General features: G+C 34.1%; 24 protein-coding genes. 12 read left to right on the forward strand and 12 right to left on the reverse strand.

Annotated features, from left to right (window positions below; all coding sequences use genetic code 11):
• Positions 1-50: 50 nt before the first annotated feature.
• From AB671_RS08070 to AB671_RS08090, 5 genes are all read left to right on the forward strand, one after another.
• On the forward strand, positions 51-680 hold the full coding sequence (locus AB671_RS08070) for a 7-carboxy-7-deazaguanine synthase QueE (protein WP_066675209.1): 630 nt from the start codon (positions 51-53) through the stop codon (positions 678-680).
• Positions 681-714: 34 nt separating this feature from the next.
• Positions 715-2,085, forward strand: coding sequence for an exopolysaccharide biosynthesis polyprenyl glycosylphosphotransferase (locus AB671_RS08075; RefSeq protein ID WP_066675211.1), 1,371 nt, complete (start codon positions 715-717; stop codon positions 2,083-2,085).
• Between the two features lie 103 nt (positions 2,086-2,188).
• Positions 2,189-2,941: an MlaE family ABC transporter permease gene (locus AB671_RS08080; protein ID WP_066675213.1), complete on the forward strand. Its 753-nt coding sequence runs from the start codon at positions 2,189-2,191 to the stop codon at positions 2,939-2,941.
• A complete protein-coding gene (locus tag AB671_RS08085; protein ID WP_066675216.1) occupies positions 2,941-3,756 on the forward strand; it encodes an ABC transporter ATP-binding protein in 816 nt (271 codons plus the stop codon). The genes AB671_RS08080 and AB671_RS08085 overlap by 1 nt, the downstream gene beginning before the upstream one ends.
• Entirely contained in the window at positions 3,740-4,378 is a 639-nt protein-coding gene (locus AB671_RS08090) for an outer membrane beta-barrel protein (RefSeq protein ID WP_066675221.1), read from the forward strand. Before AB671_RS08085 ends, AB671_RS08090 begins: the two co-directional genes overlap by 17 nt.
• Before the next feature lie 34 nt (positions 4,379-4,412).
• On the opposite strand, the gene AB671_RS08095 is transcribed toward AB671_RS08090, so the two are convergent.
• Together AB671_RS08095 and AB671_RS08100 are read right to left on the reverse strand one after the other, a co-directional pair.
• Entirely contained in the window at positions 4,413-4,730 is a 318-nt protein-coding gene (locus AB671_RS08095) for a hypothetical protein (protein WP_066675225.1), read from the reverse strand.
• Positions 4,731-4,828: 98 nt separating this feature from the next.
• Complete coding sequence (locus AB671_RS08100) at positions 4,829-5,635, reverse strand: M48 family metallopeptidase (protein WP_066675228.1); 807 nt, start codon at positions 5,633-5,635, stop codon at positions 4,829-4,831.
• 105 nt (positions 5,636-5,740) lie between these two features.
• Here AB671_RS08100 and AB671_RS08105 point away from each other — a divergent pair, with 105 nt between their 5' ends.
• Entirely contained in the window at positions 5,741-6,286 is a 546-nt protein-coding gene (locus AB671_RS08105; RefSeq protein ID WP_066675432.1) for a DUF4251 domain-containing protein, read from the forward strand.
• Between the two features lie 95 nt (positions 6,287-6,381).
• Here the strand turns inward: AB671_RS08105 and meaB are convergent, their stop codons facing one another.
• The gene (meaB, locus tag AB671_RS08110) at positions 6,382-7,377 is read right to left on the reverse strand and encodes a methylmalonyl Co-A mutase-associated GTPase MeaB (protein WP_066675230.1); all 996 of its coding nucleotides are present in this window, start codon (positions 7,375-7,377) and stop codon (positions 6,382-6,384) included.
• A 133-nt stretch (positions 7,378-7,510) separates the two neighbouring features.
• On the opposite strand from meaB, the gene AB671_RS08115 reads away from it, so the two are divergent.
• Positions 7,511-7,804 carry a c-type cytochrome gene (locus tag AB671_RS08115; protein ID WP_066675233.1) on the forward strand — a complete coding sequence of 98 codons (294 nt, stop codon included), beginning with the start codon at positions 7,511-7,513 and terminating at the stop codon, positions 7,802-7,804.
• 27 nt (positions 7,805-7,831) lie between these two features.
• On the forward strand, positions 7,832-8,119 hold the full coding sequence (locus tag AB671_RS08120; protein WP_066675236.1) for a cytochrome C: 288 nt from the start codon (positions 7,832-7,834) through the stop codon (positions 8,117-8,119).
• 73 nt (positions 8,120-8,192) lie between these two features.
• Here the strand turns inward: AB671_RS08120 and AB671_RS08125 are convergent, their stop codons facing one another.
• The 5 genes from AB671_RS08125 to AB671_RS08145 form a co-directional block, all read right to left on the reverse strand.
• Complete coding sequence (locus AB671_RS08125; protein WP_066675246.1) at positions 8,193-9,185, reverse strand: enolase C-terminal domain-like protein; 993 nt, start codon at positions 9,183-9,185, stop codon at positions 8,193-8,195.
• Between the two features lie 4 nt (positions 9,186-9,189).
• Complete coding sequence (locus AB671_RS08130; RefSeq protein ID WP_066675253.1) at positions 9,190-9,789, reverse strand: hypothetical protein; 600 nt, start codon at positions 9,787-9,789, stop codon at positions 9,190-9,192.
• 26 nt (positions 9,790-9,815) lie between these two features.
• Positions 9,816-10,328, reverse strand: a complete 513-nt coding sequence (locus AB671_RS08135) for a tetratricopeptide repeat protein (RefSeq protein WP_066675256.1) — start codon at positions 10,326-10,328, stop codon at positions 9,816-9,818.
• Positions 10,315-11,013 (reverse strand): peptide chain release factor H, encoded by a 699-nt coding sequence (prfH, locus tag AB671_RS08140; RefSeq protein WP_066675434.1) that lies wholly within the window; start codon positions 11,011-11,013, stop codon positions 10,315-10,317. Before prfH ends, AB671_RS08135 begins: the two co-directional genes overlap by 14 nt.
• A gap of 86 nt (positions 11,014-11,099) precedes the next feature.
• On the reverse strand, positions 11,100-12,491 hold the full coding sequence (locus tag AB671_RS08145) for an RtcB family protein (RefSeq protein WP_066675258.1): 1,392 nt from the start codon (positions 12,489-12,491) through the stop codon (positions 11,100-11,102).
• 128 nt (positions 12,492-12,619) lie between these two features.
• Here AB671_RS08145 and AB671_RS22465 point away from each other — a divergent pair, with 128 nt between their 5' ends.
• The 4 genes from AB671_RS22465 (at position 12,620) to AB671_RS08165 (ending at position 16,314) form a co-directional block, all read left to right on the forward strand.
• Positions 12,620-12,904, forward strand: a complete 285-nt coding sequence (locus AB671_RS22465; protein WP_066675261.1) for a hypothetical protein — start codon at positions 12,620-12,622, stop codon at positions 12,902-12,904.
• 166 nt (positions 12,905-13,070) lie between these two features.
• Positions 13,071-14,507: a DUF4836 family protein gene (locus AB671_RS08155; RefSeq protein WP_082987262.1), complete on the forward strand. Its 1,437-nt coding sequence runs from the start codon at positions 13,071-13,073 to the stop codon at positions 14,505-14,507.
• Positions 14,500-15,147 carry an ATP-binding cassette domain-containing protein gene (locus AB671_RS08160; protein WP_066675265.1) on the forward strand — a complete coding sequence of 216 codons (648 nt, stop codon included), beginning with the start codon at positions 14,500-14,502 and terminating at the stop codon, positions 15,145-15,147. Before AB671_RS08155 ends, AB671_RS08160 begins: the two co-directional genes overlap by 8 nt.
• A gap of 6 nt (positions 15,148-15,153) precedes the next feature.
• Entirely contained in the window at positions 15,154-16,314 is a 1,161-nt protein-coding gene (locus AB671_RS08165; RefSeq protein WP_066675267.1) for an ABC transporter permease, read from the forward strand.
• Positions 16,315-16,364: 50 nt separating this feature from the next.
• On the opposite strand, the gene AB671_RS08170 is transcribed toward AB671_RS08165, so the two are convergent.
• From AB671_RS08170 to AB671_RS08185, 4 genes are all read right to left on the reverse strand, one after another.
• Complete coding sequence (locus AB671_RS08170) at positions 16,365-16,865, reverse strand: hypothetical protein (RefSeq protein WP_066675270.1); 501 nt, start codon at positions 16,863-16,865, stop codon at positions 16,365-16,367.
• 88 nt (positions 16,866-16,953) lie between these two features.
• On the reverse strand, positions 16,954-17,463 hold the full coding sequence (locus tag AB671_RS08175) for a hypothetical protein (protein WP_066675274.1): 510 nt from the start codon (positions 17,461-17,463) through the stop codon (positions 16,954-16,956).
• 7 nt (positions 17,464-17,470) lie between these two features.
• Positions 17,471-19,588, reverse strand: coding sequence for a methylmalonyl-CoA mutase (gene scpA / locus AB671_RS08180; protein WP_066675276.1), 2,118 nt, complete (start codon positions 19,586-19,588; stop codon positions 17,471-17,473).
• A gap of 347 nt (positions 19,589-19,935) precedes the next feature.
• Positions 19,936-22,047 carry a prolyl oligopeptidase family serine peptidase gene (locus AB671_RS08185; RefSeq protein ID WP_066675278.1) on the reverse strand — a complete coding sequence of 704 codons (2,112 nt, stop codon included), beginning with the start codon at positions 22,045-22,047 and terminating at the stop codon, positions 19,936-19,938.
• Between the last annotated feature and the right edge of the window lie 29 nt (positions 22,048-22,076).

The following is a 22,076-nucleotide window of genomic DNA, read 5'->3' on the forward strand; positions in this document are numbered from 1 at the left end:
TTAATTAAACGTTCAAGGTTTTAAAAACCTTGAACGTTTGACAAGCTAAAATGAATAAAGAAGAAGATATATTATTAAAAGAAGGTAAAATGCTCCCAGTGATGGAGCATTTTTATACTATTCAGGGAGAAGGTGCTCATACAGGAAAAGCGGCTTACTTTATCAGACTGGGAGGTTGTGACGTTGGCTGCCACTGGTGTGATGTAAAAGAAAGCTGGGACCCAACGCTGCATCCCCTGATGAATGCTGAAGAAATTGCAGAAACTGCCGCAAGACATTGTAAAACGATTGTTTTGACTGGCGGCGAACCATTGATGTGGAATTTAGATATTTTGACTTCTAAATTAAAGGAATTAGGATGTACCGTTCATATCGAAACTTCGGGAGCTTATCCTTTGAGCGGACAAATCGATTGGATTACTCTTTCACCAAAGAAAACGGGGCTTCCAAAAGAAGAAATTTACGCGAAAGCTCACGAGCTTAAAATGATTATTTTTAACAATAATGATTTTAAATTCGCTGAAGAACAAGCGAGCAAAGTTTCCGAAAACTGCAGATTATATCTTCAGAGCGAATGGAGCAAGCGAGACGAGATGTATCCAAAGATGACCGATTTCATCCTTGCAAACCCACGTTGGCAAGCATCGGTGCAAACACATAAATACCTGAATATTCCGTAAATTGTTTATATTAGCCTCTGCCTTTCGTTAGAAGATGCAAAGAATACGATATTCCCGTTATCTAAAATCAATTATCATATTGCTCGACCTTTTTGTTCTTGCGACTGTTTTTGTATTTTATTTTTTAAACACAACTCCAGATTTGGTACACAATCGGGAACTATGGTACGAAACATCGTTTCCTTTACTTCTTGTTATCTTATTCTGGATTTTATTAAGTGGAAGAACTAGGATTTATAATATATCCAGAAACCTCACTTATATTCTTTTTGTAGAGCGTATTATTATTCATTTTCTTTTATTTATCATCGGTTTGATATTGATAAGAAAAGTGAGCAACAATCAGTTTTTTGGTTCAGAACTAACCTGGCTTTCGCTTTATCTTTTTGTTTTTATATTTACTTTAAAATCTGCTGTCTATTTTTTGATAAGATACATCAGAACCATGGGAGTCAACCATAGGAATGTGATGTTTCTGAGTGAAAATAAATCAACAGAGGTTTTAAAAAGAATAATTGAAGACAGAAAAGATTTTGGGTATAAAATATTTAATTACAGCTCAACTGAAATAAATATTGAAAATCTTGTAGAGTTTTGGAAAAAAAATGGAATCCATACGTTATTTATTCATACGGAAAACTCGTTTAGCAATGAAACAGAGGATAAAATTTTCAGATTGGCAGAAGCCAACAAAGTACATATTTCGTTGATTCCTAATATTGCGAAAAACAATTTTTTCTTTTATGATTTAGGATATATTCAAACCCAACCAATCTTAACGCAGGCAAAATATCCTTTAGATTATTACTCTAATTTTTTACTTAAGAGAATTTTTGACATTATCTTTTCGGTCTTTGTTTTGCTATTCATTTGTTCGTGGTTGTTTCCCATTATTGCAATTTTAATTAAAAGAAGTTCTAAAGGTCCTGTATTTTTCGTTCAGAAAAGATATGGTTTCCATGAGGAGGTTTTTAATTGTTTTAAATTCAGAACAATGATAGTTAATGAAGATTCTGCATCTAAAACAACAAGTGCCAACGATTCAAGAATTACCAAAATAGGAAAGTTTTTAAGGAAAACGAGCCTTGATGAGATGCCACAATTTATTAATGTTTTGAAAGGTGAAATGTCTATTGTAGGCCCAAGACCACACATGTTGGCTGTTGATGATTATTACAAACCAAAAATAGGAAGATACAGCTTAAGAAGTTTAGCCAACCCAGGAATTACTGGTTTAGCTCAGGTAAATGGCTTAAGAGGTGATGCGGGAGATGTGGAAATAGAAATGAACAAGAGAATTCTTGCCGACGCATTCTACATCAGAAACTGGAGTTTCACTTTAGATATCGTTATTATTTTAAAGACCATTTTACTAGTAATAACCGGAGATAAAAATGCAAAATAAGACGAGGTAACGTTAAAATAATTTAAAATTTTAGCATCAAACTCAGACTTAGTCGTAACCTTAGTCTTAAACAAATTAAATAAAAATAGCCTAATTTAGCAGAATGTTAAAAAAGTTTTTTACAGCCGTCGGAGAATACATGATTCTTATCGGTAAATCTCTTCAAAAGCCTCAGAAAATGAGAGTTTTTTGGAAGCTATTTATGCGAGAAATCAATGACTTGGGTGTCAACTCATTTGGGTTGGTTATTTTCACGTCTATCTTCGTAGGAGCAGTAGTTGCCATTCAGATGTTTAACAATTTTGATGCATCATCGTTCCCAATTCCTCCTGCATTTGTTGGTTATGCGACCAAAGCAGTTTTAGTATTAGAATTCGCTCCTACTATTATCAGTTTAATTTTAGCTGGCAAAGTAGGTTCATACATTGCATCTACGATTGGGACAATGCGTGTTTCAGAACAGATTGATGCCTTAGATATTATGGGAGTAAACTCTCCCAATTTTTTAATTTTACCTAAAATCATTGCCTGTCTTATTTTCAACCCTCTTTTGATTGCAATCAGTATCGTTTTTGGTATTGGCGGCGGTTATATTGCCGGAATACTTACTGGTAACTGGACGACGGCAGATTACATCACAGGTATTCAAATGTATATGCCTAATTTATTTATCTTCTATGCATTTGCCAAAACAATTGTTTTTGCATTTGTAATTGCTACCGTTCCTTCTTATTTTGGATATTTTGTAAAAGGTGGCTCATTGGAAGTAGGTAGAGCAAGTACACAAGCCGTGGTTTGGACGATGGTATTTATCATTATTTCCGAATTAATTTTAACGCAATTAATATTAAGCTGATGATTGAGGTAAAAAATCTTAAAAAGAGTTTTGGTGATGTTGAAGTGCTTAAAGGAATTTCAACCAACTTTGAAAAAGGAAAAACAAACCTGATCATCGGGCAAAGTGGATCAGGAAAAACAGTTTTCCTTAAAAGTTTATTAAACGTGTATCAACCTTCATCGGGAGAAATCTTGTTTGATGGAAGAGACATTAACGTAATGAACCGCGAAGAAAAACAACATCTACGATCTGAAATCGGAACCTTATTTCAGGGAAGTGCATTGTTTGATTCATTAACTGTTGAAGAAAACATCATGTTTCCTCTTGATATGTTTACCAATTTAACTTTCAGAGAAAAAAAAAGAAGAGTTTTTGAGGTAATCGGAAGAGTACATTTAGATAAAGCCAACAGAAAGTTTCCATCAGAAATTTCCGGAGGGATGCAAAAACGTGTGGCGATAGCAAGAGCGATTGTAAACCACCCAAAATATTTGTTCTGTGATGAGCCAAACTCAGGATTAGACCCTTATACTTCTAATGTAATTGATGATTTATTGCTTGAAATCACCAAAGAATACAATACTACAACCATTATTAATACCCATGATATGAACTCGGTGATGACAATTGGCGAGAAAATTGTATATCTGAGATTGGGCATAAAAGAATGGGAAGGTAATAAAGACGTTCTGATTACTGCAGGCAATAAAAATCTAATCGATTTCGTTTATTCATCAGAATTATTTAAGGAATTGAGAGAATATCTATTGGAGAATAATAAGACTATTGAAAATACGATTACAAAAATAGACGATAATGAAAAAATTAATTAGTGCAGCATTGATAGGCTTTTCAGTTTTTGCATCAGCACAGATTTCTTTGGCGGCAAAAGCCAATGCAGTAATTCCTACAAGTTCAGCTTCGTGGAAGAATTTAAAATCTGCGGCAACCAATGCAGTAGAGCAAAAAGGAAAAAATATTACCGGATTTAATGTTGGTTTATCTTTAAAAATCGATTTACCAACTGCATTATATCTAATGCCGGAAATTTATTATACCAATTTTAGCAATGAAGTTACTGTACAAAATGATGTAAATGCAGCGCAAACTACCATTAAAGCTAAAAATAGCAGGGTAGATATTCCTGTTTTGGTAGGGGTAAATGTGTTAGGGAATTTATTAAGTGCTTATGCAGGACCAGTTGGAAGTTTCAACTTAGCTAAAAGTGATAATTTTGACAACTTCGTACAGAAAGTTGATGCAAAAGAATTTACTGTAGGTTACCAATTGGGTGTACAAAGTGAGATTAAGAAACTAATTCTTACAGCAAGATATGAAGGTGCTTTTTCTAAAGATCAGAGAAAATTCATCAACAACGTTGCGGGGTCAAGTCAGGAAATCAATTACGACAACAGATCAAGCTTATTTTTGTTAGGTTTAGGGTATAAATTCTAATTAGAAATATTTAATCATAAAAAAATCCTCAAATTTAAATTTGAGGATTTTTATTTATACTTTCTCTTTCAAGCTCAGCCTGACGTTTTTCAATTTCAAGAGCTTGCTTCTCCAATTCTTCTTTTTCTTTTTGAAGTTGTTTAAACTCCTTTCTTTTGGCTTCAGCTTTTATGGCACTACCTTTACTTACATATCCTATCATTCCGCCAAATATCAAACCTATACCAATTCCCGCCATTACTCCCATTACATGTGAGAGTGTAATTTTCTCAACCGTAAAATCTGTTGTCAGATAAAAAAGTAAGGCAGATACTGCAAGAAGTATCATCCCTATAATCGAAATACTTTTCATAATAGTGTTTTTTGATGGTGAATAGTAACTTTTAAATATAAGTAAAATTTGAAAAAAATTTAGTTCCCAAATAATTGAATTGAAAACTAAAATTTACATTAAATTTTTCCTCCAGCAGTTTTATAATACTCTAAAGCTTTAGGCAAATCTTTTTGAATATCTGCAACTCTTGTTGCAGGACTAGGGTGAGTAGATAAAAACTCTGGCTGTCTCGCTCCTGAAGATGAGGCTTCCATTCTCTGCCAAAACGGAATTGCCTGACGTGGATCATATCCTGCAATCGCCATTAAATTTAATCCCATTTCATCTGCCTCAGACTCCTGAGTTCTTCCATATTTAAGCAAAGCAACCTGAGAAACTGCAGGATAAGCTTCCGCTACAACATTAGCAATTTGTTGATTACTGATAGCTCCTCCTAAAAGAGCTCCTCCATATTGAGCAACCATTGCCTGTGAAATTCTTTCGTTACCGTGACCTGCCAAAGCATGAGAAACCTCGTGTCCCATTACCACAGCAAGACCAGTCTCATCTTTTGTTATGGGAAGAATCCCAGTGTAAACCGCAACTTTTCCACCCGGCATACACCAAGCGTTCACCTGTTTATCCTGAAGAAGATTAAACTCCCATTGATAACCTGACAAATCTGCAGCTCTGCCAATACTTGCGTAATATCTCTCTGCGGCTAACTTTATATTATTTCCAACTTTTTTTACCATTTGAGCCTGAGCTCCAGTCACAACTTTTGACTCTTTTAAGGTCTGCTGATATTGTTGTACAGCAGTAGATGTTATTTCAGAATTTAAAGTCCCTATTTGTAAAGATTTCCTTCCCGTCATCGGGTTTGTTGTACATGCTGCAACTACAAAAGCCGCTGCTCCAATACCTAATAAATGAGTAATTTTCATAATTATGCTTATTATAAATGAACCTTAACAATTTCTATTCCAAAAAATATTCTGAAATTCGTTTTTGCATACATTTTGATGTATAAATTTACTAAATTTAATCTTATGAAAAATTATATAAAAATAATCTCTGTTTTTGCATTCATATTTCTTTTTCAGAATTGTACATCGCAAAAAGTTGATCCACAAATAGTAAACAATCTGGTTAGTTCTGATGAGTTTACTTTTTATGCTGAAAAAGCAAATCCTATGAGTTTTGATGTTATTAATGTGGTCAACTCAATGCCAAATGCAGCTCAACTTCGCACATTTCAGATTTCAGGACAAGGTTATGGCATCGAAATAAAAAAAGGAGTAATGGAAGTTAACCTACCTTATTTTGGAAGAGCTTTTACATCAACTTACGGTTCTTCAGATAACAGCTACAGATTTACTTCAAAAGATTACGCAGTAACGAAAACCCAAAGTAAAAAAGGAAATTGGGTATACAAAATCAAACCCAATGATGTGAAAAATATTTCTGATATCAATATTGAAATTTATAAAAACGGAAGAGCATCAACATCCATAAGAAGTAACGACAGACAGCCTATTTCTTACGATGGATATATTTCTAAAAACGAAGAAACGAAAGAAAAAGAGAAGCTTTAATCGTGGTTCGGGTTTCGTGATACGAGGTTCAAATACAAAAAAATATTATTAAATATTTTCCGAATTGCAAAAACTCGGATCTTGAAACTCGCAACTCAAATCTCGGGTCTTGAATCTCTTAAAAATTTTTCTACAAATAATTTTGCTTCAGTACTTGGATTAGAAATCTGGTCTGAAGCATTTTTTTTATGCTGAATATAAGCTTCCTCCACCGAATTATCTTTTTTCATCATACTTAAAATATATTCCTGAACCCAATATTCAAAGCGTTTTTCAGATTGTTGTGTTCGTACTTCATCAAAGCGATTGGTATTCTTTTTTAATGAAATAAAATCATCAATATTTTGATAAACCTCTTTCAACCCTTCGTTATGCAATGCAGACCCCAGCAAAACAGGAACTTTCCAGTCTTTTTCTTTAGCTGGGATAAAATCTAATGCCCGTTTCAGTTCAAGCCTGGTATTTTTAGCTTTTTGCAGATTGCTTTCTTCTACTTTATTAATGAAAATAATATCCACCATTTCCATGATTCCACGCTTTATTCCCTGAAGCTCATCTCCACCGCCAATAATTTTCAGAAACAAAAAAACGTCGGTAATATCTGAGACCAAAACTTCAGACTGCCCCACTCCAACGGTTTCGATTAAAATATAATCATAGCCTGCAGCTTCGCAAATCATCATCGTTTCAAAAGTCGTATTGGCAACTCCTCCCAAAAAACCTGAACTTGGCGAAGGACGAATAAATGCATTTTCTTCTTTTGCCAACTCTTCCATTCGGGTTTTATCACCCAAAATACTGCCTTTATTAATCGCAGAACTCGGATCGATGGCTAAAACCGCAACTTTTTTATTATTTGAAATCGCTAATCTTCCGAAGTTTTCTATGAAAGTAGATTTTCCGGCACCGGGAACTCCTGTGATCCCCACTCTAATTGAATTTCCCGTTAATGGAAGAATTTTTTTTAAGAGTTCTTCTGCCTGGCTTCGATGTTCAGGTTTTGTACTCTCAACTAAAGTAATCGCTTTTGCGATCAAACGTTTATTGCCTGATTTAATGCCCCCTATAAAGTCTTCTGTAGAAATTTTCATTCATTCAAAAATATAAAAATAAGCTGCAAAATCCGAGAAAAAGCACATTAATTTTAATGCTTCTAAATTATAGATCTAAACACCAACCACCTGCAAAATTCGTTATTTTTGTTTTAAACAATTAAAAAACAATATGAAAAGTCTATTTGCAGCAGCAACATTTGCCCTTATTTTATTAGCATCTTGTACTCCGAAAGCAACATCGGTAGCCGAAGCTCCAAGATCAGCAACAAGTACCGCAGAACAGATCGCTCAGGGAAAAACTATTTTCGAAACCGCTTGCAATAGATGTCATAAATTATATGAACCTACACAATTTACTTCTGTACAATGGGTAGGAATTATGAACGCCATGGCGCCAAAAGCAAAACTAACTGACGAACAACATCAGTGGGTATATGATTATTTAGTGTCTGTGAAGAAATAAAAGACTCAACCAACAAAATATATCATCATGAAAAAATTAGTTTTAAGTATGATCTTAGGATCTCTTTTTATGGTTTCATGCGGGCCAAAAAGTACAGCAGTAAGCGGCCCTAAATTTACCTCAGCTGAACATTTGGCACAGGGAAAAACGGTTTTTGAAAACTCATGCAACAGATGTCACAAATTACCTGATCCTGCAAAACATGATGATCAGGGATGGATAAAAACCTTAAGCAGAATGGCTCCAAAAGCGAAATTGAATGATGAACAACATCAAATGGTCTATGATTATTTGATCTCTGTAAATAAAAAATAGGCTTTCTTTTGAAAGTCTATTTTTGTTTTCTTTTACTTTAATTGAAAAACAAAGCGAATTGACCATTCACAATTCACTTTAAACTAATTCCCAAACCTGGTTTTCCTGATAGAATAATTTTGCCATTTTCTACAAAATTTCCTGTGGCATAATCATTTGAAATAAGATTTGCTCCGTCTAGATCTACAAAATCTGCGAGTCCCGTTAAAAGACATCCTGCGGAAATTCCGACTGTGGATTCTGTCATGCAGCCGATCATAATTTTATAGTTCAATTCTCTTGCTTTTTTTATCATTTCTAAAGCGGGAGTCAATCCTCCACATTTCATCAATTTAATATTGATGCTTTTATAATATGGAATCAGTTCGTCAAGCGAATCAATATTTTGGCAATCTTCATCTGCCATCCAATTAGCAAAACTTTCTTTTTTTAATATTTTATAATGGTCAATCGGTCGAGGTTGCTCCAAATATGAAAATCTTTGAACCTCAGCATTTTCCTGAAGCCAAATACAATCTTCATCGGTAAAACTTGCGTTAGAATCTAAAGCACTACTTTTATCTAATTGTAATAATTTTTCAATATTGTTTTTATTTAAACCTTTGCATTTTACTTTAAATCGAGTCCATTCGCTTTTCTGAATTTTATCGATTTGATTCTCAATATCTCCAATTGAAATCGTGATTGAACTTTCAACTAAATTATCCGTTGGAAGTTGATTTAATTCTAAAAAACTTTTGTTTTCAAGTTTTCCAAACAGATCCCAATACGCACAATCTAAAGCAGATAATAAAAACGAATGAAGGTTTAAACTCAATAAAAACTTAAAAAATTCTTTAGGATGAATGATTTTCTGAACTTCAATTTGATGCTGAACTTTTTTTAATTTTAAAACAAAATCATGAAGATCGATCTGATAATAATCGATCGCCACACATTCGCCATAACCTTTACAATTTTGATGGGAGAACTCTATTAACAATGCATCACGATGATTGTAGTTTCCGTAAGCAATGGAAAATGTTTCTTTTAGATGAAGTTTTTTGCGTGTAAACCTTATTTTCATAATATTAACTTACCCATTGGTCAAATGTTTTTAAAACTACCCATTTCCCATTCTTTTTTTTGTAAATAATAGTCTTTCCTCCTCCATCCAAAGGTCCACAAGACATTGAATTTTGAACGATACATATAGTTTTTTCTTTATTAAAAAATGGTACAGAAAAACGACAAATACAGTTGTCACCATATTTTTTATCAAATTCAATCCAAAAATTACTTTTCTTAATTTCCTGGAGTTTTTGAAGTTCTTGACCTGTTATATATTTTAAGTTAATCTTAATTCTACTTTTATCGAATTTAAAATTTAAAACAGCTCTTTCTTGATTTTTATAATAAACAGAGTCTTTCTGTAAAAAAATTGAATCGTATTTCAAATCAATACCAAGAGGCCGTATTTCATTGTCTTCTACATCTATATTGACTGGACTCAAGGTAGAATTATAAATAAAATGATTAAACTCTAACGTCTCACTATCGTTTTTAATCAACTGATTTAAAACTTCGTATCGCAAGTTTAGCAAATCATCTTTCGGAATTATTGCTTTCTTCACATCGTTCTTTTTGCAGGAAATCAATAGCAATAGAATAAAAAATAAATAGTGTTTCATAAATTAAATTTACAAAAAAAGGAGACTTATTTCGTCTCCTTCTTGTTTTTAGATTTTTTCTTGGACATTTTAGATTTTATAAATTTCTTGCGGTCTTTTACAACATCTAAACTATGCGATGTAAAGCAATACTTTTCTGCTTCAGTTAAAAATTTTAAAGCATTGGGAAAGCTTCCTCTTTTCTCAGAAAGCAGAGATCTGTAAAACCACAAAGTCGATTTATCAATTCCTTTTATTTTTAAAGAATAGTTAATCAGCTTTTCGGCTTCCTGTAAATCTTCATTATCCAAAAGACATTTAATGTAATATTTTGGTGTATTAAGATTCGTAACATCACATTGCATCGCCTCTTCAAAATAGAGCTTTGCTTTTTCGTAATCTATGAGCATTTCGCTGTAAATCCTTCCCATCAGACAAAGAGAATCTGCATCTTCAGGATCGTAAGACAGTGCATAATTCAATGCTTCCAAACAATCGGGCAAGCTGTAAGGATAATTATCCAAAGCTTCAAAATAATATTTACTTTTAGTTAAAGTCATTTCTGTAGTTTTTTAATTCATTTTTCAGTTGATTTCTTTCTTTTTTAAAAGATTTCTCATGATAATTCTTTTTAAAATCGCTTCCAGAAAATGTTCGGATTGGGTTTCCTCTTTGCACCTGCAAATGATTATTCCAAGTTTCCTGCATTCTTTTTTGAAGCTGAATGATATTCTGTTCCAAAACTTTTGCTTTCAATCTTTCAATCGAAAGTTTTTTATTCTCCAACTGCGAACGCGTATCCTGCACAAAAACACTTTGCCCAGTCGGAAGGTGAGTTGCACGAACAGCCGTGTTTACTTTATTCACGTTTTGCCCGCCACTTCCCTGGCTTCTCGTCGTTTGAAACTGAATATCCTTTTCGTTGAAATTAATTTTCTCCAAACCTTCCAGTTCAAAAATCCCGATAAACCAGTTGCTTCTTTTATGCAGTTTTCGGAAGGTACTTTTCCCAATCCAGCAAATACTTCCTAGCCAAGTTTTTAAAAATTCATTTACATTTTTTGATTTTAAAAGTAGCGTTACCGATTTCAATGTCAGATTTTCATCACCATTTTCACGATGAATGATTTCGTAGTCTATTTTATTATGTTTTGCTTCCTCAAGGAAAACCTTCAGAACTTTGGCAACTACCCATTGACATTCTAAAGGTCCTCTTCCTGAGGTTATTTGTATTAATTTGTCCATTATTTTTTTGTTTGTTGTCGGTTGATGGTTAATAGTTGATGGCGTTAAAAATTCTAACAACCATCAACTAAAAACTAACAACCATTTTACTTATCCATTCTCACAATTCGAGGTTGAAAAGTTCCCAGAATATCAACCAATTCACTTTGTGCATTCATCACTTCATTGATGTCTTTGTACGCCATTGGTGCTTCTTCGGTATTTCCGCCCATCAAAGTGACATTTTTAAGTTTTAATTCTTTTTTAATGTCATTTTGAGTGAAAAGATTTCTACACTCTCCTCTCGAATGAGCTCTTCCTGCTCCGTGTGAAGCTGAATTCAAAGAATCTGGATTTCCTTTTCCACGAACGATAAAACCTTTTGCTGTCATCGAACCTGGAATCATTCCCAATTCATTTTCGTTCGCCGGAGTTGCACCTTTTCTGTGAACAATCACTTCTTTTCCGTTGTGAATTTCCTTCCACGCAAAGTTGTGATGGTTTTCGATTCTCGCCTTTACTCTTCCGCCGACTGCTTTTACCAATCTTCGGTGAATGTCGTCGTGACAGGCCGAAGCATAATCTCCCGCCAAATTCATCGCCGTCCAATATTCTAAACCGAGATGCGTGTTCAAATCCAACCAAGCGAAGTTTTGCGCTTCTTTTGGCAACGGACATTGCTCAGTCGCCACTCTCGAATAATATTGAGCGATTTCTGCTCCCAAACCACGCGAACCGCTGTGTGAAAGAATTCCGAGATATTTTCCTTTTGGAAGCCCGATTTGTTTGTCTTCTTCTGTTATTTCAACTTCCCCGAATTCTACAAAGTGATTTCCGCCTCCGGAACTTCCCATTTGTTTGATGGCTTTTCCTTTTAGTCTTCTCAAAATCGGAATTAAATCGAATGTATCTCTGTCGAAAATTTCGTGGTCAACGTGAGATTTATGCGTTTCATACATTCCGAATTTGGTATGTTCAGCAAGAGCTTTTTCATATTTATCTCTTGCTCCGTCAAGATATGAGATAGGGGTATCCAAAATACTGAGCGACATTCTACAGCCAATATCCATCCCTACTCCGTAAGGAATCACGGCATTTTCAACTGCCAAAACTCCACCGATTGGAAGCCCATAACCAGTGTGTGCATCGGGCATTAAAGCACCTTGCGTGGCAATTGGCAATTTCAATGCGGTATACAACTGGTTTTTTGCTTCATCCGAAATATTGTTTCCGAAAATATTGAAAGTTGCTCGGTTTGTATTGAGCATTCTTTTTTCGGTTTTCTTGGATGAAAGCAAGGCTTCTGCAATCTGTCCGAAGCTTAAATCTTTTTCAAATTGTTCCGGATTCTGTTGAATTTCCTTTAAAAGAGATTTCACATAATGAATATTTTTGGTTGCAAAATTTCTCTTCATGACTTCCAAAGCGATGTTCACGCTCTGATTGTTTGGATAGCCTAATTTTAATATATCTTTTCCTTTAAGTTTTAAATTTCCCATTGTTTTTTAATAAGATGTTAGATATTAGACGCAAGATGTCAGACATTTTTGCGTCAAATATTTTATCAACTATAATTTTAGTTGATTTATTTAAACCTAACGGGTTTTTGAAACCCGTTAGGTTGTGATTGACAGGAAGTTTTATTAGCCCCGATGGTAACGGCATCCTTTTTTTGCGGTGGCTTGAAAAAAGCGATGGCAAAAAAAGATACAGTGGACAGCGGGAAATAGCTCCTGATAAAAATTTTGATTTCGGGGAAACTTGTTTTGAGTTTGAAATATTGCGCAATAAAAAACCCGAAAATCTTACGACTTCGGGTTTTGATATTTCAATATACTGTTATTCTATGAATGTACCATACCACGAAGCCTCGCCTTTGCAAAAGGCAATCCTACTGTTGAAAGCTGATTGAATCTGAACATTGCTTCGTTGTTTTTTTAATGGTTAAACTTGATTTTCAGATGCAAAGATATACAAATTTTTGAAACACAAAATTAAAATTCAATTATTTTTATCACTTATTATTGACTTCCATATACCGTTAAAATGTTATATTTGTTTTCTTAACCAAAAAATATATGAAAAACACATTAATGAAATCCCTCCTGTGCGCATTTGCATTTGTGATTCTATTTTCTTGTAATTCTAACAAGAATGACGACATTTTAAAATATACCACAGATACTACTTTAGGATTATCTAGAGTGAATTTAAACTCCATTTCTGATAAAATTCCGGTTGAAAAAATCCTGAAAGAAAAGAAAAACATCAATGATGAGGGAAGAATTCTTCTACAATTGATCAGCAAACCGAAAGAGTCTGGTATCGATATCAGCAAACCTCTTTACATTATGGTGGAGCCTGGAAAATCGAATTCAGATCCTGATGTGAAAGCATTTTTCTGGATTAACGACAAGGCGAAATTTCAGAAAAGCATGTCTGATCTTACCAAAACTAAAATAACAATCGATAAAAAGGATTTTATTTTTGAAGATGGAAAGATTACAGGAAGCATCAAAGGTGACATGGCAATCATGTCGAGCGAGAAATCTTTCAGTTCATATTCAAGATATGATTCTATGGATGGCGTTGCAAAACTTAGCGAAAAATACTTTACTGATTTTTGGGCAAGAAAAGGAACTTCAAACAAAGTGATTATCGATCAGGTAAACGAATCTTTGGTAAGCGGAAAAGACGTAAGCGGATGGATGAATCTTGGAGCCGTTGCAAGCTACGTTTCTAAAGGCTATATAGAAACTCTTGCTGTTAATAAACTGATTAAAGATTCAGGAATTGGTTTTGATTTCAGCTTCGAAAAAGGAAAAGTGGAAATGGATACCAAAACATTTTTCAACAGCGATATGAAAAAAATTGTTGAGAAATATTATAGCAAAAACAACATCAACTATGACCTTGTAAAAAATGTAGAACTCGACAATGCAAAGTCTTTTTCTATCGGTTATTTTAGTTTAGATTTCATGAGATATTTGATCAAAGAAGCTGGTTTTGAAGCTACTGTAAATCATTATTTAGCGTCTACCAACAAAACTTTAGAAGATATCACCACTACTTTTACCGGAGATTATGCTTATATGGATATGAAAGAAAATCCTGCAGATTCTTTGGAATATTATAGCAATAAAAGGGTAATGGTTTTAGGATTTAATCCTAAGAAAAAAGATGTTCTTACCTCATTACTTCAAGGTCCTTTAGGTGAAAGTAAAAAATACACAATTGTAGATAATCAGGTAATTTTCTCTGACGACCTAAGTGTGAATGCACAGTTTCAGGCAAAAAAGCCGGCAAAAAATTCTAAACTGAGCAAAAAAACTGGTATAACAGCTTATTCTTGGTCTGATGGAAGCGATTATAACAGAAGAGAAACTGTACCTGCAAAAGTAATTGAGATCTCAAACGAGTCTAAAGAGAATGCCGGAAATTTAGTTTCTAAATCGCTCATCACTCTAGACAAGAAAGATGAAAATGCACTGTATTATTTTATAATGAATGACTAATTTAGTATTAGAAAACATTTTCCCTAAATATTTCACTCCCAGAAATATCGAACAATCTGAAATTTGGAATAAACATATTTCTTTCCAAAAAGGAAACAAGTTTCTGATTGTCGCGCCTTCCGGGAGTGGAAAATCTACTTTGGCAACAGCCATGTTGGGTACTCATTTCCAATATGAAGGGAGTATAAAATATGACCAACAAGTGGTAAAAAATCTTCATCTAGAAGAAATCGTAAAAAACAGAAAAGATGGAGTTAGCCTGTTGTTTCAGGATGTAAGATTGATCAAAGATCTTACCATTTCTGAGAATATTCTGCTTCGTGTTTTTAATAAAGACAGAAAACAGTTCATTCCAAAAATGGAGGAATATGCTAAAAGACTGGGAATAGAAAACCTTCTGAATAAAAAAGCTGAAAACTGTTCTTATGGAGAACGCCAAAGAAGTGCCATTGTGAGAAGCCTGATTAATCCAACAGATTTTATTATTTATGATGAATGTTTCAGTCATTTGGATTTGAATAATAAAAAAATTGCCTTTTCATTAATTAACGAGGTTTCAGAAGAAAGCGGAAGTTCGGTCATCTTTTTTGAACTGAATGAGTTTCCATTTGAGCACAATTATCAAATTCTTCATTTATAAAATCTTATGAAGAAAATTTTCAATTCAATTATTTTATATGCAGGGTTATTCATTGCCTTTATTTTGGTCTTGTCTTGCCTGCAACTCTACGAAAACGCTAACCGCCTTTTTGGAAGTAAAAGCAGTGACAGCAATTATTGGCTGACTTTCAGTAAAAAAATTACTCCGGATAACATCGGCAGAAAAGAACTTCTTGGTTTTAATGAAAATGATATTTCAAAAATTAAAACCTGGAGCGAAGTAAAAGCCATTTATCCTTTTTCGGCAAATGAATTTAAAGCTTCAGCAAATGGTGGAGATTTTATTCCTTTTTATACTGATCTGTATTTTGAAGGTTTAGATTTAAAAGCAATTGATTCTGATTTGACAGATGAAGAGTTTCAGGTAAAAGGTGATGAAATTCCAATTATTATTTCAAGAGAATATCTGAATCTTTACAATTATGGATTTGCTTTAAACCAAGGTCTTCCTCAGATCTCTGAAGATTTTGCCAAGAAAATTGAAGTGAATATCAACATCACTGTCAATAAGCAGAATAAGACGTATAAAGGAAAAATGGTTGGACTTTCAGACAGAATACACTCCGTTTTGATTCCGAAAAAGTTTCTTGATTCTTTGAATATTGCAGAAAAGCCTGAGCTTGCAACACAGCCCAAAATTTACAACAGAGTTTTGGTACAGGTAAAAGATTCGGGTGATGAAGGTTTGGTCTCTAAAATGAAAGAAAACGGCTACGAATCTAATCAGGAAAGTCTTCGTTCGGCAAAAATAAAGTCAAAATTATTTTTAGTTTTAAAAATAATTGCTGTTTTGGGAGTTTTCATCTTCGCTTTGTGTTTGTATATCATTGTAAGCTTTATAAAGATTCAGTTTTTAGAAAAGCAGGAAGAAGTTTCGATTAAAAACAGTTTGGGATATTCGCCAAAGAAAATGGTGAGTGATATCAGCAGAAAATTCAGTATTAATCTGATGTTTGTATTGATTTTAAGCTTAGGACTGATCGCTGCTGGACAATATTTTATTGCAAAATCAGAGGTTTCCAACGGTTTACTTTCGATGTATATCAATCCTCTACTTTGGTCAGTGATCATCATCATTCCAATATTGGTTTATTTCTTCGTCAACATTCTTATCTACCGATGGCTAATCAAATCCTGGAAAATATAACAAAACGACCATCGTGTGATGGTCGTTTTTATTTTTATGAGGCTTTTGTTTTAATCTTTAGATCCCTGGCTATCCATTGTGTCGCCCATTCCTCTACTGTGTGGATAATACACTCTTTCTTTATCTAAGAAATAAATATTATGCCTAGCCTTTGCAATAATTCCATTATAAACATCTTCAGGTAAATCTATCGCTTCGGAATCTTTCTGGCCAAAAGAAGGTTTGTTATAGATTTTTAACGCTCCAAATTGATCTAATACTTTTTTTGCATTTTGCGCATCTGTAAGGGTAGAAGCATAAACAATCAAGTTAATTTTACCCATACTTCCCTTACTGTAAGCTGCCAAAATGTCGTTATCATTTACAAAAACATAATTCCAAAAACTTTTTGTTTTTTCATCATCCTCATATTCATTCGTTAACGATTCTTCATCAAATGTCGATTTAGAAACAATGATATCTGACTCTAGAAATCCGTTATTCATTAATTCTGATTTTATTTCCTCTGTATTTACAGTTTCTGGAAATACTGAAATTACTGTATAAGCCATGGTATTTTATTTTTTGATTTATAATTTACATAGCAAAAATTGTGCAATTTGAAGTCTAATAAAATGTTAAATTAGGTTAGTCTGATATTTATTTTAGCATTTCGAAATTTTCAATCCAAATTTTTGTTTCTTTTAAAACTGTTTCATTAAAATTACTAAAAGTGACATCTTGATAATGAAAACTCATTTCAAAATCTTCTAAATCACCCCATGAATAATACAATAAGTAAAACGGATAAATATTTTTTTCATACTCCGATTCTACACAAATTCTGGCTAATTTTTCGAGGCAAGAAAGCACATCGTTCTCACCATTAATAATCTTCTGTATGTAATAATAAGACTGACTTTGAATTGCTTTTTCACCTTCAAATTCTTCAATATCAAACTCTTTTAAAACTTTACTTACAAAAGGTTTAATTTCCCAAGCATCTGTGGGCTTAGAAAATGCAGAAAGCATTTGAATGTTATCCGTCACAACTTCTTTTTGCAGTAGATCTATCGCCCAGTCTACACAAATATCATAATTAAATGGAGAAAACCCTTTATGAGACTGAACCAGCCACGTAACATCAGATCTCTCAATTAAAATATTCACTTTGATTCTATGTTAAAAATCTATTCAAAATATCAACTGCACATTTCGGTAAATTCGTTCCAGGACCGAAGATGAAATCTGCTCCGTTTGCATATAAAAACTCGTAATCCTGTTGCGGAATCACTCCACCTACAACGATCGTAATATCTTCTGCTCCTAATTTCTTTAGCTCTTCAACAACCTGCGGAACCAAAGTTTTGTGACCCGCTGCCAAAGATGAAACGCCCAAAATATGAATATCGTTTTCTACAGCCTGTTTTGCAACCTCTTCCGGAGTTTGAAATAGTGGCGCAACATCCACGTCAAATCCCATATCTGCAAACGCAGTGGCTACCACTTTTGCACCACGATCATGACCATCCTGTCCCATTTTCGCCACCATGATTCTTGGACGACGACCTTCTGCTTCTTCAAATTTTTGGGTAAGCTCAAGCGCTTTTCCAAAATATTCATTTTTACCTGCATTCATAGCGTAAACTCCTTGTATCGTTCTGATGTTGGCTTTGTAACGTCCGAAACTTTCTTCCATTGCATCACTCATTTCACCTAAAGTTACTCTTCTTCTTGCCGCTTCGATGCATAAGGCTAAAAGATTTCCATTTCCTGTTTTCGCAGATTCACGGATTTCATTTAAAATTTGCTCAACAGATTCAGAATTTCGGCTTAATTTAATTGATTCTAATCTCTCAATTTGCTTTCTACGAACTTCCGTGTTGTCGATATCTAAAATGTCGATTGGTGTTTGCTTTAAACTTGATTTAAATGAATTAACACCAATGATAAATTCTTCACCGCTGTCAATTTTAGCTTGCTTTTTTGCTGCAGCTTCTTCAATTCTCATTTTTGGAATTCCAGCTTCAATCGCTTTCGTCATTCCGCCTTCTTTTTCTACCTCATCGATGAATTTCATCGCTTCTTCGATCATTTGCTGAGTCAAAGATTCAACCAAATTACTTCCGCCCATCGGATCTACAACATCGCAGATTCCACTTTCCTGCTGGAGAATAATTTGTGTATTTCTTGCAATTTTTGCCGAATAGTCAGTTGGAAGTGCAATCGCTTCATCCAAAGCATTCGTATGAAGAGATTGAGTTCCGCCTAAAGCTGAAGACAATGCTTCAATCGCCGTTCTTGTGATATTATTGAAAGGCTCTTGCTCTGTTAAAGACCAACCTGAAGTTTGTGAATGCGTTCTTAAAGCTAAAGATTTAGGGTTTTGAGGATTAAACTGTTTTAAAAGCGTTGCCCAAATATATCTTGCAGCACGCATTTTAGCAATTTCCATGAAATGATTCATTCCGATTGCCCAGAAAAACGATAATCTTGGTGCGAAATCATCCACATTCATTCCTGCTTTAATTCCGGTTCTTACATATTCTAAACCGTCGGCTAAAGTATATGCCATTTCCAAAACAGGGGTTGCCCCAGCTTCCTGCATGTGATATCCGGAAATAGAAATTGAGTTGAATTTCGGAATATTTCTTGAAGTATATTCAAAAATATCAGCAATAATTTTCATGGAAGGAGTCGGTGGATAAATATACGTATTACGCACCATAAATTCTTTCAAAATATCATTCTGAATGGTTCCTGAAAGCTTATCCTGAGAAACGCCCTGTTCTTCTGCAGCTACAATATAAAATGAAAGAATTGGCAAAACCGCACCATTCATCGTCATTGAAACCGATATTTCATCTAAAGGAATTTCATTGAACAAAATTTTCATATCCTCAACAGAATCAATCGCAACACCGGCTTTACCAACGTCACCTACAACTCTGGCATGATCTGAATCGTAACCTCTGTGTGTCGCCAAATCAAAAGCTACCGATAGGCCTTTTTGTCCGGCTGCTAAGTTTCTTCTGTAAAATGCGTTAGACTCTTCGGCTGTAGAAAAACCTGCGTATTGACGGATCGTCCAAGGTTTCTGAACATACATCGTAGAATAAGGACCTCTTAAAAAAGGTGCAATTCCCGGAGAAGCATCAGCGATGTCTTTATTTTTCACATCTTCTGCCGTGTATTTTGATTTTAGCTCAAGTCCATCCTTTTCAAATTGATAGATTTCCTGCTGATTTTCAGATATATTAAATTGAGGAATTTTATTCTTTATTTCCCTTCTCATTTCTTCAGATTTAAGATTTTAAAAATAAGCATTTTTATGGGAATGTTTTGCGATTGATTTTCAGAAGGAAAAAGTACATTAAATGCTGAAAAATGAAAACTCTTTGAAACATTGGTCACAAAGAGTTTATTGCTCTTCTGAATAAAAGAACACAATAGTTTTTGAAAATCTTTGATTTTCTTTAATGTGATTTAAATATTTTTAAATTAATATGTATGAATTAATAGGATTTTATCCTATTCTTCGTTAAATCGTCCTTTCAGGACTTTTTATTCTTAATACCATAAAATACAAAAGCGAGACTGTAAATACAATCTCGCTTTTATTTAAACCTAAAAAAGTTTAGATTATTTATTTAGTTTTTTAATTCCCATTTCATACAAAGCAAAAGAAATTAGATCGGCATTTTCACTGATTACCTGATCCGTAGCTCTTCCTGCTCCATGACCTGCATTTTTCTCAATTCTTAGTAAAATAGGATTTGTACATTTTTGTTTTTCCTGCAATTCTGCACCAAATTTGAACGAGTGCGCCGGAACAACTCTATCGTCATGATCACTTGTAATAATCATTGTTGACGGATAACAAGTTCCTGCTTTTACGTTATGAACCGGAGAATATGATTTTAAATAATCAAACATTTCTTTGTTGTCTTCGGCAGTTCCATAGTCATAAGACCAACCTGCACCAGCAGTAAATTTGTTGTATCTCAACATATCTAAAACTCCAACTCCCGGAAAGGCAACTTTAGCCAAATCAGGACGCATCGTCATCGTCGCTCCAACTAACAAGCCTCCGTTTGATCTTCCTGAAAGCGCCATATATTCTTTTGATGTATAACCTTTACTCTGTAAATATTCTCCAGCTGCGATGAAATCTTCAAATACATTTTTCTTCTGCATTTTTGTTCCTGCATCGTGCCATTTTTTACCGTATTCACCACCACCACGAATGTTTGGAACAGCGTAAATTCCTCCATTTTCCATCCAAATCGCATTAACTACAGAGAAAGAAGGCTGCAAGCTAACGTTAAACCCACCGTAAGAATAAAGAATTGTAGGGTTTTTACCATTCAGTTTTATTCCTTTTTTATAATTAATCATCATCGGAACTTTGGTGCCGTCTTTTGATGTATAAAATACCTGCTCAGAAACATAATCTTCAGGATTAAATTTCACTTTCGGTTTTTGGTAAACTTCAGATTTTCCGGTATCTGCATTGAATTTATAAGTTGTTCCCGGAGTAATATAATTGCTGAAAGAATAATACAATTCTTTCTCTGTTTCTTTACCTCCAAAACCACCTACATTTCCTTTTCCAGGAAGAGAAATTTCTCTGATTAGCTTTCCTGCTTTGTCAAACTGTTTCACTTTATCAATCGCATCAACCATATAAGTAGCGAAGAAATAACCGCCGCCACCGGAAATTCCCAACACATTTTCTGTTTCAGGAATAACATCTTTCCAGGTTTCAGGAGACGGATTTTGGATGGTTGTTTTCACCAAACGCATATTTGGCGCATCTTTATCCGTAAAAATGAAAAGATTGTCACCTTCTGTATCCACAATATTTACATTGATGTCAAAACCTTTGTTGATCTGAACGAAATCACCGCCTTTCTTTAAGTCTTTAATGTATAATTCATTTCCGTTGGTTGCATTTGCAGCAGAAATCATCAAATATCTCTGATCTTCAGAAACGCCTGCCCCCAAATATCTCCTTGGCGTTTTATCTCCCCCAAAAATCAGTTGATCAGCAGATTGCTTTGTTCCTAATTTATGAAAATAAACTTTGTGTTTATCGGTCATTCCGGAAAGTACAGTTCCTTCTTTCGGCTTGTCGTAGCTTGAATAATAGAAACCTTCGTCACCCTGCCAAGAAATTCCACTGAACTTTACATCAACAATTGTTTCGTCAATTTGCTTTTTGGTAAGGGCATCAATGATGATGATTTTATTCCAGTCGCTTCCGCCTTCAGAAATAGAGTACGCTGCCAAATTTCCTTTTTTGTTGAAAGACAAACTCGAAAGCGAGGTCGTTCCTTTTTCTGAAAATTTGTTAGGATCTAAAAATACTTCTGTGGTTTTTGTCTTATTATTGGTTCTATACAATACAGACTGAGCTTGTAAACCGTCATTTTTATAATAATACGTAAAATCTCCTTCTTTGAAAGGTGCACCTATTTTTTCGTAATTCCAAATATCCGTTAATTGCTTTTTGATCTGCTCTCTAAACGGAATTTGCGATAAATATTTTTGACTGTATGCCACTTCTTCGTCTACCCATTTTTTGGTAGGTTCTGAATCATTTTCCAGATCTCTGTACGGATCTGCAACGGCTGTTCCGAAGTAAGTATCTGTTTGATTTCCTTTGATCGCTTTAGGATAAGTCATTTTTTGAGCATAAACGGTAGCCGAAAACAAAACTCCGGCCGTTAATAACATAGGTTTAAAATTCATTGTGAAGGATTTTCTCAAAAATACGCAAA

Source organism: Chryseobacterium sp. BGARF1, assembly GCF_001677955.1.
Lineage (GTDB): Bacteria > Bacteroidota > Bacteroidia > Flavobacteriales > Weeksellaceae > Chryseobacterium.

Coding starts and splice junctions, on each gene's coding strand:
- AB671_RS08095 (WP_066675225.1), bottom strand. CDS start 4,730: ATGAAAAGTATTTCGATTATAGGGATGATACTTCTTGCAGTATCTGCC.
- AB671_RS08070 (WP_066675209.1), top strand. CDS start 51: ATGAATAAAGAAGAAGATATATTATTAAAAGAAGGTAAAATGCTCCCA.
- AB671_RS08115 (WP_066675233.1), top strand. CDS start 7,511: ATGAAAAGTCTATTTGCAGCAGCAACATTTGCCCTTATTTTATTAGCA.
- AB671_RS08100 (WP_066675228.1), bottom strand. CDS start 5,635: ATGAAAATTACTCATTTATTAGGTATTGGAGCAGCGGCTTTTGTAGTT.
- AB671_RS08145 (WP_066675258.1), bottom strand. CDS start 12,491: ATGGGAAATTTAAAACTTAAAGGAAAAGATATATTAAAATTAGGCTAT.
- AB671_RS08085 (WP_066675216.1), top strand. CDS start 2,941: ATGATTGAGGTAAAAAATCTTAAAAAGAGTTTTGGTGATGTTGAAGTG.
- AB671_RS08155 (WP_082987262.1), top strand. CDS start 13,071: ATGAAAAACACATTAATGAAATCCCTCCTGTGCGCATTTGCATTTGTG.
- AB671_RS08075 (WP_066675211.1), top strand. CDS start 715: ATGCAAAGAATACGATATTCCCGTTATCTAAAATCAATTATCATATTG.
- AB671_RS08165 (WP_066675267.1), top strand. CDS start 15,154: ATGAAGAAAATTTTCAATTCAATTATTTTATATGCAGGGTTATTCATT.
- AB671_RS08080 (WP_066675213.1), top strand. CDS start 2,189: ATGTTAAAAAAGTTTTTTACAGCCGTCGGAGAATACATGATTCTTATC.
- meaB (WP_066675230.1), bottom strand. CDS start 7,377: ATGAAAATTTCTACAGAAGACTTTATAGGGGGCATTAAATCAGGCAAT.
- AB671_RS08185 (WP_066675278.1), bottom strand. CDS start 22,047: ATGAATTTTAAACCTATGTTATTAACGGCCGGAGTTTTGTTTTCGGCT.
- scpA (WP_066675276.1), bottom strand. CDS start 19,588: ATGAGAAGGGAAATAAAGAATAAAATTCCTCAATTTAATATATCTGAA.
- AB671_RS08125 (WP_066675246.1), bottom strand. CDS start 9,185: ATGAAAATAAGGTTTACACGCAAAAAACTTCATCTAAAAGAAACATTT.
- AB671_RS08120 (WP_066675236.1), top strand. CDS start 7,832: ATGAAAAAATTAGTTTTAAGTATGATCTTAGGATCTCTTTTTATGGTT.
- AB671_RS08130 (WP_066675253.1), bottom strand. CDS start 9,789: ATGAAACACTATTTATTTTTTATTCTATTGCTATTGATTTCCTGCAAA.
- AB671_RS08105 (WP_066675432.1), top strand. CDS start 5,741: ATGAAAAATTATATAAAAATAATCTCTGTTTTTGCATTCATATTTCTT.
- prfH (WP_066675434.1), bottom strand. CDS start 11,013: ATGGACAAATTAATACAAATAACCTCAGGAAGAGGACCTTTAGAATGT.
- AB671_RS08090 (WP_066675221.1), top strand. CDS start 3,740: ATGAAAAAATTAATTAGTGCAGCATTGATAGGCTTTTCAGTTTTTGCA.
- AB671_RS08170 (WP_066675270.1), bottom strand. CDS start 16,865: ATGGCTTATACAGTAATTTCAGTATTTCCAGAAACTGTAAATACAGAG.
- AB671_RS08135 (WP_066675256.1), bottom strand. CDS start 10,328: ATGACTTTAACTAAAAGTAAATATTATTTTGAAGCTTTGGATAATTAT.
- AB671_RS08160 (WP_066675265.1), top strand. CDS start 14,500: ATGACTAATTTAGTATTAGAAAACATTTTCCCTAAATATTTCACTCCC.